Source organism: Campylobacter sp. RKI_CA19_01128 (assembly GCF_025771175.1).
Taxonomy (GTDB): domain Bacteria; phylum Campylobacterota; class Campylobacteria; order Campylobacterales; family Campylobacteraceae; genus Campylobacter_D.
Genome location: NZ_JAKMPU010000001.1, coordinates 296,230 through 315,505 on the forward strand (window position 1 = coordinate 296,230; position 19,276 = coordinate 315,505).

Sequence of the window (19,276 nt, forward strand, 5' to 3'; positions counted from 1 at the left end):
TTCAATACTTTTACCATGGGGTATAATAATATGTTAAATTCACAATCAGGAAATCGTTTAAGAATAGACTTCTCGAATGTTCCACAACAAATAGACATTCCAAATTTATTACAATTACAAAAGAAAAGTTTTGATTATTTTTTAAACATAGATGCTAAAAATTCAGAAAGTGGAATTGAAAAAGTATTTAAATCTATTTTTCCAATTCATGATCCACAAAATAGATTAAGTTTAGAATATGTAAGTAGTGAAGTAGGTAAACCTAAGTACACTATTAGAGAGTGTATGGAAAGAGGTTTGACTTATTCTGTAAATTTAAAAATGAAAATCCGTTTAACTTTACATGAAAAAGATGAAAAAACGGGTGAAAAAATTGGTATAAAAGATATTAAAGAACAAGAAATTTATATTAGAGAAATCCCTTTAATGACAGATAGAATTTCTTTCATAATTAACGGAGTTGAAAGGGTTGTAGTAAATCAACTTCATAGAAGTCCGGGTGTTATATTTAAAGAAGAAGAAAGTTCTACTGTTGCAAATAAATTAGTATATACAGCCCAAATCATACCAGATCGTGGTTCTTGGCTTTATTTTGAATATGATGCTAAAGATGTGCTTTATGTGCGTATTAATAAAAGAAGAAAAGTGCCTATTACAATTTTATTTAGAGCACTTGGTTATAAAAAACAAGACATTATAAAATTATTTTACCCTATACAAACTATTCATGTTAAAAAAGATAAATTCTTAACTGAATTTAATCCAAATGACTTTTTAGATAGAGTTGAATATGATTTAAAAGATGAAAAAGGCAATGTAATTCATCAAGCTGGTAAAAGAATGACAAAGAAAAAGGCTGAACAGCTTGTAAAAGATGGGGTTAAATGGGTTGAATATCCAGTTGAAATTTTAACAAATAGATATTTAGCTAATCCTATTATTAATAAAGAAACTGGTGAGGTTTTATTTGATTCTTTAACGCTATTAGATGAGGGAAAACTAGCAAAAATTAAAGAGGAAAAACAGTTTGATATTGCTAATGACTTAGCTAATGGAGTAGATGCTGCTATTATTAATTCTTTCATTCAAGATAATGAAACTTTAAAATTATTAAAACAAACTGAGAATATAGATGATGAGAATGATTTAGCAGCTATTAGAATTTATAAAGTAATGAGACCAGGCGAACCAGTAGTAAAAGATGCTGCAAAAGCTTTTGTGAATGATTTATTTTTCAATCCTGAAAGATATGATCTAACAAAAGTTGGTCGTATGAAAATGAATCATAAATTAGGCTTAGATACGCCTGAATATGTTACGGTTTTAACCAATGAAGATATAGTAAAAACTGCAAAATATTTAATTAAAGTAAAAAATGGTAGAGGTCATATTGATGATAGAGACCATTTAGGTAATCGTCGTATAAGATCAATTGGAGAACTTTTAGCAAATGAACTTCATGTAGGTCTTGCTAAAATGCAAAAATCAATTAGAGATAAATTTACGGCTTTAAATACAGATATTGATAAAGTAATGCCTTATGATTTGATTAATCCTAAGACAATTACTGTAACAATTATGGAATTTTTTACTGGTGGTCAATTATCTCAATTTATGGATCAAACAAACCCATTGAGTGAAGTGACTCACAAACGTCGTTTATCAGCGCTTGGTGAAGGTGGTTTAGTAAAAGAAAGAGCAGGTTTTGAAGTACGTGATGTTCATGCAACGCATTATGGAAGAATTTGTCCTGTTGAAACTCCAGAAGGTCAAAACATCGGATTAATTAACACACTTTCAACTTATGCTAAAGTAAATGATCTAGGCTTTGTTGAAGCACCTTATAAGAAGGTAGAAAATGGAAAAGTAAGTAATGAAATTGTTTACTTGACTGCTACTCAAGAAGAGGGCTTAGTGATTGCAGCCGCTTCAACTAAAATTGATGAAAAAGGTAATATTGTTGAGGAATTTGTTGAAGCAAGACAAGATGGTGAAACAATCCTAGCAAGAAGAGAAGAAGTACATTTGATTGACCTTTGTTCAGGTATGATAGTAGGGGTTGCAGCGTCATTAATCCCATTCTTAGAGCATGATGATGCAAACAGAGCTTTAATGGGTTCAAACATGCAACGTCAAGCAGTGCCTTTACTAACCGCACAAGCACCTATAGTAGGTACTGGTATGGAAAAAATCATTGCTCGTGATGCTTGGGAGGCTATTAAAGCTAAAAGAGCAGGGATTGTAGAAAAAGTTGACAATAAAAATATTTTTATTTTGGGCGAAGATGAAAATGGACCATTTATTGATCATTATAAAATGGAAAAAAATCTAAGAACTAACCAAAATACAACTTTTACACAGCATCCAATTGTGAAAAAAGGCGAATTTATTCAAGCAGGTCAAATCATTGCAGATGGCCCAAGTATGGATCAAGGAGAGCTTGCTATTGGTAAAAATGCCTTAATCGCATTTATGCCATGGCATGGGTATAACTATGAAGATGCTATTGTAATTAGTGAGAAAATTTTACGTGAAGATACTTTTACTAGTGTTCATATTTATGAAAAAGAAGTAGAGGCTAGAGAGCTTAAAGATGGTGTAGAAGAAATTACAAAAGATATTCCAAATGTAAAAGAAGAAGATTTAGCGCATCTTGATGAGAGTGGTATTGCAAAAATAGGAACTCATATAAAGCCTGGTATGATTTTGGTAGGTAAAGTTTCACCTAAGGGTGAAGTAAAACCTACACCTGAAGAAAGATTATTAAGAGCTATTTTTGGTGAAAAAGCTGGACATGTTGTAAATAAATCTTTATATGCAACCGCCTCATTAGAAGGTGTTGTTGTAGATGTAAAAATCTTTACTAAAAAAGGTTATGAAAAAGATGCACGTGCTATAAAAGCTTATGATGATGAAAAATTAAATCTTGAAAAAGAACATCATGATAGACTTTTAATGATGGATAGAGAAGAAACTTTAAGAGTATGTTCTTTACTTTCTAAATCAGCTTTAAATTCAGATGAAGAAATAAATGGTGTTAAATATAAAAAAGGCTCTAAAGTAGAAATTACAGAATTAGAAAAAATCAATCGTTTTGCGTTAAATTCTTTAGTTAAAGCTTATTCTAAAGAAGTACAAAAAGAATATGATGATTTAAAAAATCATTTCCAAAATGAGAAGAAAAAACTTAAAACAGAGCATGATGAAAAATTAGAAATTTTAGAAAAAGATGATATTTTACCAAGTGGGGTAGTAAAACTTGTTAAAGTATATATCGCGACTAAGAGAAAATTGAAAGTTGGGGATAAAATGGCAGGACGCCATGGAAATAAAGGTATTGTGTCTAATATCGTTCCAGAAGTTGATATGCCATATTTACCTGATGGAAGACCTATTGATATAGCCTTAAATCCTCTAGGGGTTCCAAGTCGTATGAATATAGGACAAATTCTTGAAAGTCATTTGGGGATTGTTGGTATGAGACTAGGTGATCAAATTCAAGAAATTTTTGATAGAAAACAAAAAGATTTTGTAAAAGAATTACGTGAAAAAATTCTTGAAATTTGTAGTGTATCTAGACTTGAATTAGAAAAGAAATTTGTGCAAACTTTAAATGATGAACAGCTTATTTCTTATGCTAGAGATTGGGCTAAAGGAGTGAAATTTGCTACTCCTGTATTTGAAGGCGTAACGGTTGAAGAATTTGGTAAGCTTTTTGAAATGGCTAAAATAGCTATGGACGGAAAAAGCGAACTTTATGATGGAAGAACTGGTGAAAAAATGGCAGAGCGTGTGCATGTTGGATGTATGTATATGCTTAAATTACACCATTTAGTAGATGAAAAAGTTCACGCAAGAAGTACTGGACCTTATAGTCTTGTAACACAACAACCAGTTGGTGGTAAGGCTTTATTTGGTGGACAAAGATTTGGTGAGATGGAGGTTTGGGCTCTTGAAGCTTATGGAGCAGCTCATACTCTAAGAGAAATGTTAACCATAAAATCTGATGATGTTGAAGGTAGATTTAGTGCTTATAAAGCTTTAACAAAAGGTGAGAATGTTCCAGCAACAGGTATTCCAGAGACATTCTTTGTACTTACAAATGAATTAAAATCTCTTGCTTTAGATGTTGAGATTTTTGATAAGGATGAGAATAATGAGTAAATTTAAACCTATCGAAATAAAAGAAGATGGTAGACCTAGAGACTTTGAAGCTTTTCAATTAAGACTTGCAAGTCCTGAAAAAATCAAATCATGGTCTTATGGCGAAGTAAAAAAACCAGAAACAATTAATTATAGAACTTTAAAGCCTGAAAGAGACGGGCTTTTTTGTGCTAAAATTTTTGGACCAGTAAGAGATTATGAATGTCTTTGTGGTAAGTATAAAAAAATGCGTTTTAAAGGCATTAAGTGTGAAAAATGTGGTGTTGAAGTTACTAGTTCTAAAGTACGCCGCTCAAGAATGGGGCATATCGAGCTAGTTACACCAGTAGCACATATATGGTATGTAAATTCTTTGCCAAGTCGTATCGGTACTTTACTTGGTGTAAAGATGAAAGACTTAGAGCGCGTATTGTATTATGAAGCATATATAGTAGAAAATCCAGGTGATGCATACTATGATAATGAAAATACTAAAAAAGTTGAATTTTGTGATGTATTAAATGAAGAGCAGTATTTAAATTTAATGCAACGCTATGAAAGTAGTGGATTTAAAGCTAGAATGGGTGGTGAAGTTGTTAGAGATTTACTAGCAAATTTAGATCTTGTTGAGCTTTTAAATAAATTAAAAGAAGATATTGCAGCAACTAATTCAGAAGCAAAGAAAAAAACTATCATCAAACGCTTAAAAGTGGTGGAAAATTTCTTAAATAGTAATTTAAATACTAATACAAATAGTGATGAAGTAGTTCCAAATCGTCCTGAATGGATGATGATTACAAATTTACCTGTGTTACCACCTGATTTAAGACCTTTGGTAGCTTTAGATGGTGGAAAATTTGCAGTTTCTGATGTGAATGATTTATATAGAAGAGTTATTAATAGAAATACACGTTTAAAAAGACTTATGGAGCTTGATGCACCTGAAATTATCATTAGAAATGAAAAAAGAATGCTTCAAGAAGCAGTCGATGCTTTATTTGATAATGGTAGAAGAGCAAATGCAGTTAAAGGTGCAAATAAACGTCCATTAAAATCTTTAAGTGAAATCATCAAAGGAAAACAAGGTCGTTTCAGACAAAATCTACTTGGTAAAAGAGTGGATTTTTCAGGTCGTAGTGTTATTGTTGTTGGGCCAAAACTTAGAATGGATCAATGTGGTTTACCTAAAAAAATGGCTTTGGAATTATTTAAGCCACATTTGTTAGCTAAACTTGAAGAAAAAGGTTATGCTACCACTGTAAAACAAGCTAAAAAAATGATAGAAAATAAAACCAATGAGGTTTGGGAGTGTTTAGAAGAGGTTGTTAAAGGTCATCCTGTAATGCTTAATCGTGCACCAACCTTGCATAAGCTTTCCATCCAAGCTTTCCATCCTGTGCTTGTAGAGGGCAAGGCAATTCAACTTCATCCATTGGTGTGTGCAGCATTTAATGCTGATTTTGACGGGGATCAAATGGCTGTGCATGTGCCTTTATCACAAGAAGCAATAGCTGAGTGTAAAGTATTAATGCTCTCATCTATGAATATCTTGCTTCCAGCAAGTGGTCGTTCTGTGACTGTACCTTCTCAAGATATGGTTTTGGGGATTTATTATCTATCTTTAGAAAAAGATGGTGCTAAGGGTGAGCATAAAATTTGTACAGGTATTGAAGAGGTTATGATTGCCCTAGAAGCAAAATCTTTAGATATTCATGCAAGTATTAGAAGTGTAGTTGATGGTAGAAAAATCACTACGACTGCTGGAAGATTAATTATTAAGTCTATCTTGCCTGATTTTGTTCCTGAAAATATGTGGAATAAAGTCATGAAGAAAAAAGATATTGCAGCTTTGGTTGATTATGTTTATAAAGAAGGTGGCCTTGAAGTAAGTGCTAGCTTTTTAGATAAATTAAAAGATCTTGGTTTTGAATATGCAACAAAAGCGGGTATTTCTATTTCAATTGCTGATATTATTGTGCCTGATCAAAAGCAAAAAAGCATAGAAGAAGCTAAAAAACAAGTAAGAGAAATTCAAAATTCATATAATTTAGGTTTGATTACTTCGGGTGAAAGATATAATAAGATTATCGATATTTGGAAAAGCACTAATAATATCTTGTCAAAAGACATGATGGAGTTAATTAAAAAAGACAAAGAAGGATTTAACTCTATTTATATGATGGCAGATTCTGGTGCTAGGGGTTCAGCAGCTCAAATTTCACAGCTTGCTGCGATGAGGGGTCTTATGGCTAAACCTGATGGTTCTATTATTGAAACACCGATCATTTCGAACTTCCGTGAAGGACTAAACGTTCTTGAATATTTCATTTCAACTCACGGTGCTAGAAAAGGTCTTGCAGATACAGCATTAAAAACAGCAAATGCAGGTTATTTGACAAGAAAACTTATCGATGTGGCACAAAATGTAAAAGTTACAATGGAAGATTGTGGTGCACATGAGGGTGTTGAGATTAATGAAATTACTGCAGATGGTGTTGTGATTGAAACCTTAGAAGAAAGAATTTTAGGAAGAGTTTTAGCTGAAAATATTATTGATTCTATTACTAATGAGATTTTATTCTCAGAAGGTACTTTAGTAGATGAGGAAAAAGCTAGAATTATTGTTGAAAGTGGAGTAAAGAGTGTAAGCATTAGAACTCCTATTACTTGTAAAGCTAAAAAAGGAGTTTGTTCTAAATGCTATGGTATTAATCTAGGCGAAGGAAAATTAGTTAAACCAGGTGAGGCTGTAGGTATTATATCTGCTCAATCAATCGGTGAGCCGGGAACGCAGCTTACACTAAGAACTTTCCACAGCGGTGGTACTGCTAGTACAGATTTACAAGATCGTCAAGTGGTAGCACATAAAGAAGGTTTTGTAAGATTTTATAATCTTAATACCTATGAAGATAGACAAGGTAAAACTATAGTGGCCAATCACCGCAATGCTGCTATTTTACTTGTGGAGCCAAAAATCAAAGCTCCATTTAAAGGAACTATTCATATTGAACATGCATATGAGGATGTGGTGGTTAGTGTTAAAGCAAAAAATAATGAAGCTAAGTTTATATTAAGAAAGTATGACTTAGCAAAAGCTAATGAGCTTGCGGGTGTAAGTGGTAATATTGAAGGTAAATTATATATTCCATATAGCGATGGTGCTGAAGTAGCTGAAAATGAAAGTATTGTAGAAGTAATTAAAGAGGGTTGGAATATACCAAACCGTATCCCTTATGCGAGTGAATTGCTAGTAAAAGATGGTGATCCTATCACTCAAGATATTGTAGCTGGTGCAAAAGGTACCTTGAAGTTTTATATGCTTAAAGGGGATGGTTTAGATAGAATTAGAAATCTTAAAAAAGGTGATGTGGTTAAAGAAAAAGGTGTTTTTGTTGTTATTGCTGATGAAAATGATAGAGAAGCAAAAAGACACTATATACCAAGAGATTCTGTGATTGAATTTGATGATAGCACTTTTGTGGATAATCCTAAAACTATCATAGCAAAATCAAGCAAAGAAGATAAAACTATCATTGCTGAATGGGATGCATATAATAATACTGTAATTGCAGAAGTTGCAGGTGTAATTAACTTTGAAGATATTGAATCAGGCTATAGTGCTGATGAACAAATTGATGAAGCAACTGGTAAAAGATCACTTGTTATTAATGAGTATTTACCAAGTGGAGTGCGTCCAGCGTTGTTAATCATAGGTGAAAATGATAAAGTGGTGCGTTATCAACTCGAACCAAAAACTGTTATTTATGTAAACGATGGTGATAAGGTTAAGCAAGCTGATATCTTAGCTAAAACACCAAAGGCAGCAGCTAAATCAAAAGATATTACTGGAGGTCTTCCAAGGGTATCTGAATTATTTGAAGCAAGAAAGCCAAAAAATACTGCTGTTGTGGCTGAAATTGACGGGGTTGTTAGATTTGATAAACCTTTAAGATCAAAAGAAAGAATCATTATCCAAGCAGAAGATGGAAGTAGTGCGGAGTATTTGATAGATAAATCAAAACGCATTCAAGTAAGAGATGGTGAATTTATTCATGCGGGTGAAAAATTAACCGATGGGGTTATTTCAAGTCATGATGTGCTTAGAATTTTAGGTGAAAAAGCATTGCATTATTATCTTATTTCTGAAATTCAGCAAGTTTATCGTGGCCAAGGTGTTGTGATTTCTGATAAGCATATTGAAATCATCGTATCGCAAATGCTAAGACAAGTAAAAATTGTTGATAGTGGTCATACAAACTTTATTGTAGGTGATTTGGTTTCAAGAAGAAAATTTAGAGAAGAAAATGAAAGAATTTTAAGATATGGCGGTGAACCTGCTGTAGCTGAGCCTGTGTTGCTTGGGGTTACAAGAGCAGCTATTGGAAGTGATAGTGTGATTTCGGCTGCTTCATTCCAAGAAACAACAAAGGTTTTAACAGAAGCAAGTATTGCAGGTAAATTTGACTATCTTGAAGATCTAAAAGAAAATGTAATCTTAGGTCGCATGATTCCTGTTGGTACAGGTCTTTATGGAGATCAAAATTTAAAGCTTAAACAACAAAATTAATTTTCAATCCTAGCAATTTTGCTAGGATTTTTTAAGTATTTTATGTTTAAAATAATTGATTTAGAACAATATAAAAGAAAAGAACATTTTAACTTTTATACTCAAAATATTCCTTGCTCGTTTGAAATTACTGTTAAATTAGATATTAGTTCTTTTTATTATTTTATTAAAAACAATAATTATGAATTCTACCCTTGTTTTATCCACACTATTAGTAAAAGTATAAATACTTTTGATAATTTTAAATTTAGTTTAGATCAAAACAAACAACTAATATGTTATGATATTATCCATCCTTCTTATACTATTTTTCATAAGGACTCTAAAACTTTTTCTGTTCTTTGGACTTTCTATAAAGAAAATTTAAATGATTTTTTATCTTTATATGAAGAGGATAAACAATTAATAAGAAACGATAAAAGTATGTTTTTAAAAGAGCCTATAGATAATCTTTTTAATATTTCTGCCATTCCTTGGGTGGCTTTTGAGAATTTTTCTTTACACTTGCCAAAAAAAGAGCAGTATTTCTTTCCTATTATAACAAGTGGAAAGATTATAAAAGAAAATAAAAAAATTCTCATTCCTTTTAGTATTAATGTTAATCATGCCAGCAATGATGCTTATCACATTTATTTGTTTTTAGAAAAACTCCAAGAAAACCTTAATAGTTTATAATTTTATAAGTAAAATTTAGATACTATCCAAAGTTTATTATTTTATTAATGAAAGGAATTACTGTGCCAACCATAAATCAATTGGTTAGAAAAGAGCGCAAAAAAGTTTTAGAAAAATCTAAATCACCAGCGCTTAAAAATTGCCCACAAAGAAGGGGAGTTTGTACTAGGGTTTATACAACAACTCCTAAAAAACCAAACTCAGCGTTAAGAAAAGTTGCCAAAGTAAGACTTACAAGTGGCTTTGAAGTTATTAGTTATATCGGTGGTGAAGGTCACAACCTACAAGAACACAGCATCGTTTTAGTGCGTGGTGGTAGAGTAAAAGACTTACCAGGTGTTAAGTATCACATTGTTCGTGGTGCCTTAGATACTGCAGGTGTTGCAAAAAGAACTGTTTCTCGTTCTAAATATGGTGCAAAACGCCCTAAAGCAGCAGCTAAGTAATAAGATTGCAGACAAATCCGTTAGATTTGATTTTGTTTGAGTAAAATTATAAATTTGAAGGAAAATTATGAGAAGAAGAAAAGCTCCGGTAAGAGAAGTCTTGCCAGATCCGATTTATGGAAATAAAGTAATCACAAAATTCATTAATTCTTTAATGTATGATGGTAAAAAAAGCACAGCTACTACTATTATGTATGGTGCTTTAGAAGCTATCGATAAAAAAGGTGGAGAAAAAAAAGGTATAGAAATTTTTAATGATGCTATTGAAAATATCAAGCCTTTATTAGAAGTTAAATCTCGTCGTGTTGGTGGTGCTACTTATCAAGTTCCAGTAGAAGTGCGTCCAGCTAGACAACAAGCTTTAGCTATAAGATGGATTATTTCTTTTGCTAGAAAAAGAAGTGAAAGAACTATGATTGAAAAATTAGCAGCTGAATTATTAGACGCAGCTAATAGTAAAGGCGCTTCATTTAAGAAGAAAGAAGATACTTATAAAATGGCAGAAGCTAATAAAGCATTTGCTCATTATCGCTGGTAAGAGGAGTAAAACATGTCAAGAAGTACTCCTTTAAAAAGAGTTAGAAATATAGGTATCGCAGCTCACATTGATGCTGGTAAAACAACTACTAGTGAAAGAATTCTTTTCTTTACAGGTATGAGTCATAAAATTGGCGAAGTACATGATGGTGCAGCTACAATGGACTGGATGGAACAAGAAAAAGAAAGAGGTATTACAATTACTTCTGCTGCTACAACTTGTTTTTGGAAAAATCACCAAATCAACCTTATAGACACTCCAGGCCACGTTGACTTTACAATCGAAGTTGAAAGATCAATGCGTGTTTTAGATGGTGCTGTTGCAGTATTTTGTTCAGTAGGTGGAGTTCAACCACAATCAGAAACTGTTTGGAGACAAGCTAATAAATATGGTGTTCCAAGAATTGTTTTTGTAAATAAAATGGACAGAATTGGTGCAAATTTCTTTAACGTAGAAGAGCAAATTAAAAATCGCTTAAAAGGTAACCCAGTTCCACTTCAAATTCCAATCGGCGCTGAAGATAATTTCAAAGGTGTAATTGATCTTATTACCATGAAAGCTTTGGTATGGGAAGATGAAAACAAACCGACTGATTATGTAGAAAAAGAAATTCCATCTGAGCTTAAAGAAAAAGCTGAAGAATATCGTATAAAAATGATAGAAGCGGTTTCTGAAACAAGCGATGAATTAATGGAGAAATATTTAGGTGGTGAAGAGCTTACTCAAGAAGAAATCAAAGCAGGTATTAAAGCAGGATGTTTAAGTCTTTCTATGGTTCCTATGCTTTGTGGTACAGCTTTTAAAAATAAAGGTGTTCAACCATTACTTGATGCTGTTGTTGCTTATTTACCAGCTCCTGATGAAGTTGCTAATATCAAAGGTGAATATGAAGATGGTACAGAAGTTTCTGTAAAATCAACTGATGATGGTGAATTTGCAGGTCTTGCATTTAAAATTATGACCGACCCTTTTGTTGGACAATTAACTTTCGTTCGTGTATATAGAGGAAGTTTAGAAAGTGGTTCTTATGCATATAACTCAACAAAAGATAAAAAAGAAAGAATTGGCCGTCTTTTGAAAATGCACTCTAATAAAAGAGAAGAGATTAAAACTTTATACGCAGGAGAAATCGGAGCGGTTGTTGGACTTAAAGACACACTAACCGGTGATACTTTAGCAAGCGAAAAAGATAAGGTTATTTTAGAGAGAATGGATTTCCCAGATCCTGTTATTTCAGTTGCTGTTGAGCCTAAAACAAAAGCAGATCAAGAAAAAATGTCTATTGCTTTAAATAAATTAGCTCAAGAAGATCCAAGCTTTAGAGTTTCTACAGATGAAGAAAGTGGTCAAACCATCATTTCAGGTATGGGTGAGCTTCACTTAGAAATTATTGTTGATAGAATGCTTCGTGAGTTTAAAGTTGAAGCAGAAGTTGGTCAACCTCAAGTTGCTTACCGTGAAACTATCAGAAAAACAGTTGAGCAAGAATACAAATACGCTAAACAATCAGGTGGCCGTGGTCAGTATGGCCATGTATTCTTAAGACTTGAGCCGCTTGAGCCAGGTAGTGGATATGAGTTTGTAAATGATATCAAAGGTGGGGTAATTCCAAAAGAATATATTCCAGCTGTTGATAAAGGTATACAAGAAGCATTACAAAATGGTGTTTTAGCGGGATATCCTGTTGAAGATGTTAAAGTAACTGTTTATGATGGAAGCTATCACGAAGTGGATTCTTCTGAAATGGCATTTAAACTTGCTGCTTCTATGGGCTTTAAGGAAGGTGCTAGAAAAGCAGGTGCGGTAATCTTAGAACCTATGATGAAAGTTGAAGTTGAAACTCCAGAAGAATATATGGGTGATGTTATTGGAGATTTAAATAAACGTCGTGGTCAAGTAAATTCAATGGATGAAAGAGGTGGTAATAAAATTATTACAGCATTTTGTCCTTTGGCTGAGATGTTTGGTTACTCAACTGATCTTAGAAGTCAAACTCAAGGCCGTGCTACTTATTCTATGGAATTTGATCACTATGATGAAGTTCCAAAAAACGTTTCTGAAGAAATTATCAAAAAAAGAAATGGTTAATCTATCAAGATGAGCAAAAAGCTCATCTTGAATTATTTATGTCCTTTTGAATTAATTAAATTAATTATTCCTTCATTAATTTCATATGCTTTTCCAAAATCTTTAACATATCTTCCATTTTTTAGTATCAGCTGAAATAAATGAAAATCTTTCATATTTTTAATGACTTGGATTATTTCTTTATTGTTTTCATTTTCATAAGTATTTAATACTAGCTCAAAGAGTTGATTATCTCTTGTTATTTCTACACTCTCTACTCTAAATTTAAGTCTTTTTCTTGCAAAGATTGACACGCAATCTTTTTCATCTTCTATAAACATAATTTCTATGTTTTTATTATTGTATTTTACTCCTTCAAAGTGTTCAGCAATTTCACTAATATAAATATAAAAGTCATTTTTAATTTTTATAATAGGTGTATATGAACATATGGTTTGATTATTTAAATTTGAAGAAGATATCATAATGCTTTTGCGTTCTTGCATAAATTGATTGATTTCATCATGTAATTGCATATATTTTCCTTATAGGTTAGAATGGATAAGATTGAGGATTGTATGAAAGTAAAAGAAGAGTTTATCACTCTTCTTCATCGGTATTTTTGCGTACAACTTTAATGCGTTCTATACTATTTCCATCCATCTTTTTGACTTCGTAGTAGCAGAATTCATCTTCTATTCTATCTCCAACAACCGGTAAGCGTCCTAAGAGATTAAAAACATATCCACCTATAGTGACTTGTTCTAGCTCTTCATTAAAGCGTATATCAAGCATTTCTTCTACTTCGCTAATTTCATATCTTCCTTGAAATTCATAAATGTTTTCTGCAAGTTTTTTAAAATGTGGACTAGAATCATCATGCTCATCGTTAATATCTCCAACGATTTCTTCCATAATATCTTCCATGGTTAAAAGTCCAGCTGTGCCACCATATTCATCTACTACTAATGCTGTGTGCACTTGTTCTTTATTCATCATGAAAAGGACTTTGGATATGCTGATATTTTCTGGAACTAAGATCATTTTGATTAAAAAATCATCTAAATTTTTCTTATCTTTACTAAGTTCATTTTGCATGATGTCTCTAATGTGTACCATACCCAAAATGATATCTTTAGAACCATCTATATATGGAAAGCGTGTGTGTTTGTATTGACAAACTATTTGCATATTTTCTTCATAGCTTTTTTGTTTGTTAAGACATATCATATCTTTTCTAGGTGTCATGATTTCTTTTGCTACTGTATCTGAAAAATCAACAGCATTACGTATGATTTCAGTTTCAAACTCATCCAAAACTCCACCTTTTTGGCTTTCACTTGCAATAAATTTAATTTCTTCCTCAGAGTGGCTTAATTCATGTTCTTTAGCAGGTTTGATACCTATAACTTTTAAAGAAATTGCAGCTAAAAAGTCAAATGTTTTGATGAAAGGTAGGAAAAGTAACCAAAATAAATGTAATGGTCTTGCAACCCATAAAACAGCTTTATCTGCAATAGCGATAGCAACGCTCTTTGGAACTAATTCACCTAATACAACATGCAATAATGTGATAATAGCAAAAGCGATAACAAATGCTATAGTATGAATTAATGCTGGAGCTAAGCCTAAATTTGCCAAAGGAACTTCAAGAATTTTGGCAATAGCAGGTTCACCTATCCAACCAAGAGCAAGAGAACTTAGTGTAATACCAAGTTGGCAAGCGCTTAAATAAGTATCTAGTTTTGAGGTTACTTCTAAAGCTTTTTTTGCATTACGTTTTTTTTCTTTTACCATTTCTTCGAGTTTTGATCTACGTACTTTAACAATAGCAAATTCAGATAAAACAAAAAATCCATTTAAAAGCACTAAAGCTAATGCAACAAGAATCATAAAAGTAGAATAGCCTACATCAATTGAGGCAACAGCGGGTAATGTTTGATTTAAGTCTAAAGATTGACTGGGGTCCAAAAAAACTCCTTTAATAAAATTTTTGCAAAATTATATCAAATCAAAACTATAAAATTAGCTTAAAATAAATGATATATTTTAAACTAATTTATGTTTTCTATATTCAATATTTTTTTCAAATTCATCTAAACGTTTATAAATGCTACGCAATTGCGTGATAGTTGTCCAATTGGTGATAAAAATACTAAATGAAGATCTAACTTGATCAAAAGCATTGCCAACTTGTATGATAATTCCAAGTTGTATAAGTCCTAAAAACAAGCTTGGAGCCATGATTAAAAAAGGCACTATAACCATGATTTGCTCAAATAGATAAAGCCATATATTAAAATATCCATAATGCAAAAATAATCTTTTATAATTGATTTTAAGTCCAGTAAATAAACTTAAAATACTTTCATCGCTCGCATAATTTTTTCTATCATCTTCAGCAAAAACAAGTTCTTTTCTAAAAGCAGCTTCAGCTTTTTGATTATTATATTCAAGACCGGGTAACTTAATGCCAACAAACCATGATATAACAAGACCTCCTAAAGAAACCAAAAATGCAATCCATACCAAAGAGCCATTAATGTCTTTTAAGATAGGTAAATTAACATGCGTGCTTAACATCCACAAAATTGGTACAAAAGCAATTAAAGTCATAATTGCCTTAACAAAAGCTAATCCTAAGCTTTCTATGATTTTTGAAAAATTATAAATATCTTCTTGAATTCTTTGTGAGCTACCTTCTATGTTGTCATCTTTTTTTTGCCAAAATTTAATATAATCAAAAGTCATAGCCTCACGCCATTTAAAGGCATAAATACTTCCAAAATATTGCGTGATAGTAGCAATTAATACATAAGGCAATGCTAGATATAAAAATTGCTTAATAAAATGATAAAAGTCATCTATACTATGATTTTTTACATCTTGTAAAACATCATAAAATTCTTTATACCATTCATTTATTGCAACATTAATGGAAGTTTGAGCAAGTAAAGAAGCTAGTAAAAAAAACAAACCCAAATAAGCCCACAATGCCCATTTTTTTGAATAAAAAAAAGATTTAAACATTTAAATTTCTTTTAACATTTTTTCATAGTGTTTTATTGTATGTTTTTTTGCTTTAAAAATCACACTAAAAATCACAATAAAACAACTTGCAACTAAAAATCCAGGAATGATTTCATAAATTGCTATAAAATTTGAACCAAAATGTTTATAAAATATAACAGTTAAAGCTCCACTAACCATTCCAGCTATTGCACCTTCTTTGCTCATATTTTTATAAAATAAAGAAAATAAAATAACACTTCCAAAGCTTGCACCAAAACCAGCCCAAGCGTAAGAAACTATACTTAAAATTTGACTTTGAGTATCAAGTGAAAGCATAAAAGCTATGCAAGCAACAGCTAAAACACCTAGACGTGATAATAAAGTAATATTTTTATCATTTGTTTTTCTTTTTAAGATTTGTGTATAAAAATCTTGCACCAAGCTAGAAGCACACACTAGTAGTTGAGAACTAGCTGTACTCATAATAGCTGCTAAAATCGCACTGAGTAAAATTCCTGCCACCCAAGGGTTAAAAAGCACTTGAGACATTACGATAAATATTCTTTCAGGGTCATTTAAAGTAAGATTAAATTTAGCTATATAAGCAATACCTAAAAATCCTATCATAGCAGCACCAAATAAAGAAATTACCATCCAAGTTATGCCTATAAAAGTTGCAGTAGGAATTTCTTTTACATTTTTTATAGAGATAAAACGAATTAAAATGTGAGGTTGACCAAAATAACCAAGCCCCCATGCTAGGGTTGATACTACAACTAGCCAACCACCACCATCTAAACCAAAGGCTTGAGGTTTTACATTATTTATAGTAGAAAAAGCTTCGCCAAAGCCACCAAGTTCAAAAATCATCACAAAAGGAATGATGATTAATGAGCTCATCATTAAAAGTCCTTGTATCATATCAGTCCAGCATACAGCTTTATAACCACCTAAAAAAGTATATAAAACAATAACTAAAAATCCAATACTCAAGGCAAAAATATAAGGCAAATTAAATACACTTTCAAAAAGTTTAGCACCACTTACTAATCCAGCGCTAATGTAAATAGTAAAAAATACCAAAATAACTACCGCACAAATGCTTCTTAAAATATGCTTATCATCATGAAAGCGACTTTCGAAAAAATCAGGAATTGTAATACATTCTTTGGCTATTTGAGAAAAAATCTTTAATCTTTTAGCAACAAAAGTCCAGTTCAAAAACATACCAAAGCTTAAACCTATGGCTATATAAATTTGTCCCAAACCAGCTGCATATAAAGCACCAGGAAAAGCCATTAAAAGCCAACTACTCATATCAGAAGCACCTGCACTTAAGGCAGATATTACAGGCCCCATGGAAGCATTACCAACAAAATAATCTTTACTGTTTTGATTTTTTTTGTAAAAATAAAAACCTATAAAAAGCATTAAAAATGCATAGGTAATAAAAGTAATAACAATAGGATAAGAAAGTTCCACACTTTGTAAATTCATAAGTGTCCTTAAAAAATTTAAAAAACTATCATTTTACTTGTTTTATTTTAAAAAAACATTATAAAAATTATTTTTTGTTTTTTTATTTCAATGCTTTATAAAGTTTTTTTGTTACAATTTTCTAAAAAATTTAAGGAAAAATGATGAAAAATCTTTTGATTATAGGTGCAGGTGGTGTAAGCCGTGTTGCGACTGTAAAATGTGCAATGAATAGTGATGTCTTTAGTAAAATAACCCTAGCAAGTAGAACTAAAAGTAAATGTGATGAAATAGCAGCTTTTATAAAAGAGCGTTTGGGTATAGAAATTCAAACTGAGCAAATAGACGCAGATGACACCGCTGCTGTTGTAGAACTTATCAAAAAAACAGGAGCTGAAATTTTATTAAATGTGGCTTTACCTTATCAAGATCTTACTTTAATGGATGCGTGCATTCAAACTAATATCCACTATGTAGATACTGCAAACTATGAACATCCTGATTTGGCTAAATTTGAATATAAAGAACAATGGTTAAGAAGTGATAAGTTTAAACAAGCAGGAATTTTAGGACTTTTAGGCAGTGGATTTGATCCTGGTGTTACTAATGTATTTTGTGCTTATGCACAGCAAAATTTGTTTGATGAAATTCATTATATAGATATATTAGATTGTAATGCTGGAGATCATGGCTATGCCTTTGCAACTAATTTTAACCCTGAGATTAACTTAAGAGAAGTTTCTGCTAAAGGTCGTTACTGGGAAAATGGAAAATGGATAGAAACTGCACCTATGGAAATAAAAATGGAATGGGATTATCCTGAAGTAGGGGTAAAGGATAGCTATTTACTTTATCATGAGGAGCTTGAAAGCTTAGTAAAAAATATCAAAGGTTTAAAAAGAATAAGATTTTTTATGACTTTTGGGCAAAGCTATTTAACTCATATGAAATGTCTTGAAAATGTTGGTATGCTAGGTATTAAGCCTGTTATGCATCAAGGCAAAGAAATAATACCAATAGAATTTTTAAAAACACTACTTCCTGATCCTGCTAGTTTAGGTCCTCGCACCAAAGGTTATACTAATATAGGTTGTGTGATTCGTGGTGTAAAAGATGGAAAAGATAGACAAGTTTATATTTACAATGTTTGCAATCACGAAGAGTGCTTTAAAGAAACTGGAGCGCAAGCTGTGAGTTATACTACTGGAGTTCCTGCAATGATAGGAACAAAGCTAATTGCTAAAGGAATTTGGCAAGGAAAAGGTGTGTTTAACATGGAAGAATTTGACGCTAAACCTTTTATGGATGAGTTAAATACTCAAGGACTTCCTTGGAAAATTATAGAAATGGAGCCAAATTTAGGAAAATAATCTCAAGTCTTTTTTGACTTGAGAAAGTTTTAATAATGATGCAATTATTATTAAGTATAGATTGGACACCTTTTTTAGTTTCCATAAAACTTTCTATTATTACTTGTATAATTTTGTTTTGTTTTTGCATACCACTTGCTTGGGTTTTTACTTTTAAGCAATTTAGAGCAAAAAAAATTCTAGAAACTATAATAACCTTACCTTTAGTTTTACCACCATCTGTTGTTGGTTTTTACTTATTGATTTTATTTTCAAAATACTCTTTTTTTGGTAATTTTTTAGAAAAATATTTTAATATCACTTTAGCTTTTACTTTTGAAGGTTTGGTGATAGCAAGTTGTATTTATTCTTTACCTTTTATGTTTAATCCTTTATATAATGCAATGTCTATGATTTCTAAAAATGTTATAGAAGCTAGTTTTTCTTTGGGAAAAAATTCTTTCATCACACTTTTTAAAGTAATCTTACCTAGTATTAAACCAGCTATATTAAGTGCTTTGGTAATAAGTTTTGCACATACTATGGGCGAGTTTGGTATAGTATTAATGATAGGTGGTTCTTTAAGCGGAGAAACAAAAGTAGCTAGTATTGCTATATATGAAAGTATGGAAAATTTAGATTTTGTTACAGCTCATATTTATAGCCTCATACTTTTAATTTTTAGTTTTATTGTTTTACTAAGTGTAAATCTTCTTAATAAACAAAAAAGATAATATACCTATATTATCTTAAAACATAATCCATTTATTGTTTTCAAGTATTTTGAGTATAAATTTATCTAATCATATTTTATCTTTAATTATTTGTTTTTTATTTTACTTTCTTATTTATTATCTATATTTAAGATATTATTTTCTTTATATTTGACACGAATTTTTTCATATTTTATAATAACTCATATTCTATCATTTCCCACTATTTTTCTAAAAATTTACCACATGTTATAAACCAATATCCACAGTCCTTTTTTATCCCCCCCCCT

12 protein-coding genes are annotated in these 19,276 nt (G+C 31.3%); 8 read left to right on the top strand and 4 right to left on the bottom strand.

What is annotated here, in order from left to right; all coding sequences use genetic code 11:
* The first annotated feature begins 30 nt into the window (after positions 1-30).
* The 6 genes from rpoB (at position 31) to fusA (ending at position 12,457) form a co-directional block, all read left to right on the top strand.
* Positions 31-4,164 (top strand): DNA-directed RNA polymerase subunit beta, encoded by a 4,134-nt coding sequence (gene rpoB, locus L8U98_RS01590; protein ID WP_263724568.1) that lies wholly within the window; start codon positions 31-33, stop codon positions 4,162-4,164.
* On the top strand, positions 4,157-8,710 hold the full coding sequence (gene rpoC, locus L8U98_RS01595; RefSeq protein ID WP_263724567.1) for a DNA-directed RNA polymerase subunit beta': 4,554 nt from the start codon (positions 4,157-4,159) through the stop codon (positions 8,708-8,710). Before rpoB ends, rpoC begins: the two co-directional genes overlap by 8 nt.
* A 42-nt stretch (positions 8,711-8,752) precedes the next feature.
* Entirely contained in the window at positions 8,753-9,385 is a 633-nt protein-coding gene (locus L8U98_RS01600; RefSeq protein ID WP_263724566.1) for a CatA-like O-acetyltransferase, read from the top strand.
* 62 nt (positions 9,386-9,447) lie between these two features.
* Positions 9,448-9,831, top strand: a complete 384-nt coding sequence (gene rpsL / locus L8U98_RS01605) for a 30S ribosomal protein S12 (protein WP_012661187.1) — start codon at positions 9,448-9,450, stop codon at positions 9,829-9,831.
* Positions 9,832-9,898: 67 nt separating this feature from the next.
* Positions 9,899-10,369, top strand: a complete 471-nt coding sequence (gene rpsG, locus L8U98_RS01610; protein WP_012661188.1) for a 30S ribosomal protein S7 — start codon at positions 9,899-9,901, stop codon at positions 10,367-10,369.
* Positions 10,370-10,381: 12 nt separating this feature from the next.
* Positions 10,382-12,457 (top strand): elongation factor G, encoded by a 2,076-nt coding sequence (fusA, locus tag L8U98_RS01615; protein WP_263724565.1) that lies wholly within the window; start codon positions 10,382-10,384, stop codon positions 12,455-12,457.
* Positions 12,458-12,489: 32 nt separating this feature from the next.
* On the opposite strand, the gene L8U98_RS01620 is transcribed toward fusA, so the two are convergent.
* The 4 genes from L8U98_RS01620 to putP all read right to left on the bottom strand — a co-directional run bounded on the left by L8U98_RS01620 (position 12,490) and on the right by putP (position 16,945).
* Positions 12,490-12,972: a pyridoxamine 5'-phosphate oxidase family protein gene (locus L8U98_RS01620; RefSeq protein WP_263724564.1), complete on the bottom strand. Its 483-nt coding sequence runs from the start codon at positions 12,970-12,972 to the stop codon at positions 12,490-12,492.
* A 64-nt stretch (positions 12,973-13,036) separates the two neighbouring features.
* Positions 13,037-14,407, bottom strand: a complete 1,371-nt coding sequence (locus L8U98_RS01625) for a hemolysin family protein (protein WP_263664233.1) — start codon at positions 14,405-14,407, stop codon at positions 13,037-13,039.
* Between the two features lie 78 nt (positions 14,408-14,485).
* Positions 14,486-15,466, bottom strand: coding sequence for a putative transporter (locus tag L8U98_RS01630; protein WP_263724563.1), 981 nt, complete (start codon positions 15,464-15,466; stop codon positions 14,486-14,488).
* Positions 15,467-16,945, bottom strand: coding sequence for a sodium/proline symporter PutP (gene putP / locus L8U98_RS01635; protein ID WP_263724562.1), 1,479 nt, complete (start codon positions 16,943-16,945; stop codon positions 15,467-15,469). It abuts the gene before it with no gap.
* Between the two features lie 143 nt (positions 16,946-17,088).
* Here putP and L8U98_RS01640 point away from each other — a divergent pair, with 143 nt between their 5' ends.
* Positions 17,089-18,294 (top strand): saccharopine dehydrogenase family protein, encoded by a 1,206-nt coding sequence (locus L8U98_RS01640; protein ID WP_263724561.1) that lies wholly within the window; start codon positions 17,089-17,091, stop codon positions 18,292-18,294.
* A gap of 35 nt (positions 18,295-18,329) precedes the next feature.
* Positions 18,330-19,007: a molybdate ABC transporter permease subunit gene (modB, locus tag L8U98_RS01645; RefSeq protein ID WP_263724560.1), complete on the top strand. Its 678-nt coding sequence runs from the start codon at positions 18,330-18,332 to the stop codon at positions 19,005-19,007.
* Positions 19,008-19,276 lie beyond the last annotated feature (269 nt).

What these genes read in the sequence shown, in the direction of transcription:
- rpoB (WP_263724568.1), top strand. Translation starts at nt 31, where the DNA reads ATGTTAAATTCACAATCAGGAAATCGTTTAAGAATAGACTTCTCGAAT.
- rpoC (WP_263724567.1), top strand. Translation starts at nt 4,157, where the DNA reads ATGAGTAAATTTAAACCTATCGAAATAAAAGAAGATGGTAGACCTAGA.
- L8U98_RS01600 (WP_263724566.1), top strand. Translation starts at nt 8,753, where the DNA reads ATGTTTAAAATAATTGATTTAGAACAATATAAAAGAAAAGAACATTTT.
- rpsG (WP_012661188.1), top strand. Translation starts at nt 9,899, where the DNA reads ATGAGAAGAAGAAAAGCTCCGGTAAGAGAAGTCTTGCCAGATCCGATT.
- fusA (WP_263724565.1), top strand. Translation starts at nt 10,382, where the DNA reads ATGTCAAGAAGTACTCCTTTAAAAAGAGTTAGAAATATAGGTATCGCA.
- L8U98_RS01620 (WP_263724564.1), bottom strand. Translation starts at nt 12,972, where the DNA reads ATGCAATTACATGATGAAATCAATCAATTTATGCAAGAACGCAAAAGC.
- L8U98_RS01630 (WP_263724563.1), bottom strand. Translation starts at nt 15,466, where the DNA reads ATGTTTAAATCTTTTTTTTATTCAAAAAAATGGGCATTGTGGGCTTAT.
- putP (WP_263724562.1), bottom strand. Translation starts at nt 16,945, where the DNA reads ATGAATTTACAAAGTGTGGAACTTTCTTATCCTATTGTTATTACTTTT.
- L8U98_RS01640 (WP_263724561.1), top strand. Translation starts at nt 17,089, where the DNA reads ATGAAAAATCTTTTGATTATAGGTGCAGGTGGTGTAAGCCGTGTTGCG.
- modB (WP_263724560.1), top strand. Translation starts at nt 18,330, where the DNA reads ATGATGCAATTATTATTAAGTATAGATTGGACACCTTTTTTAGTTTCC.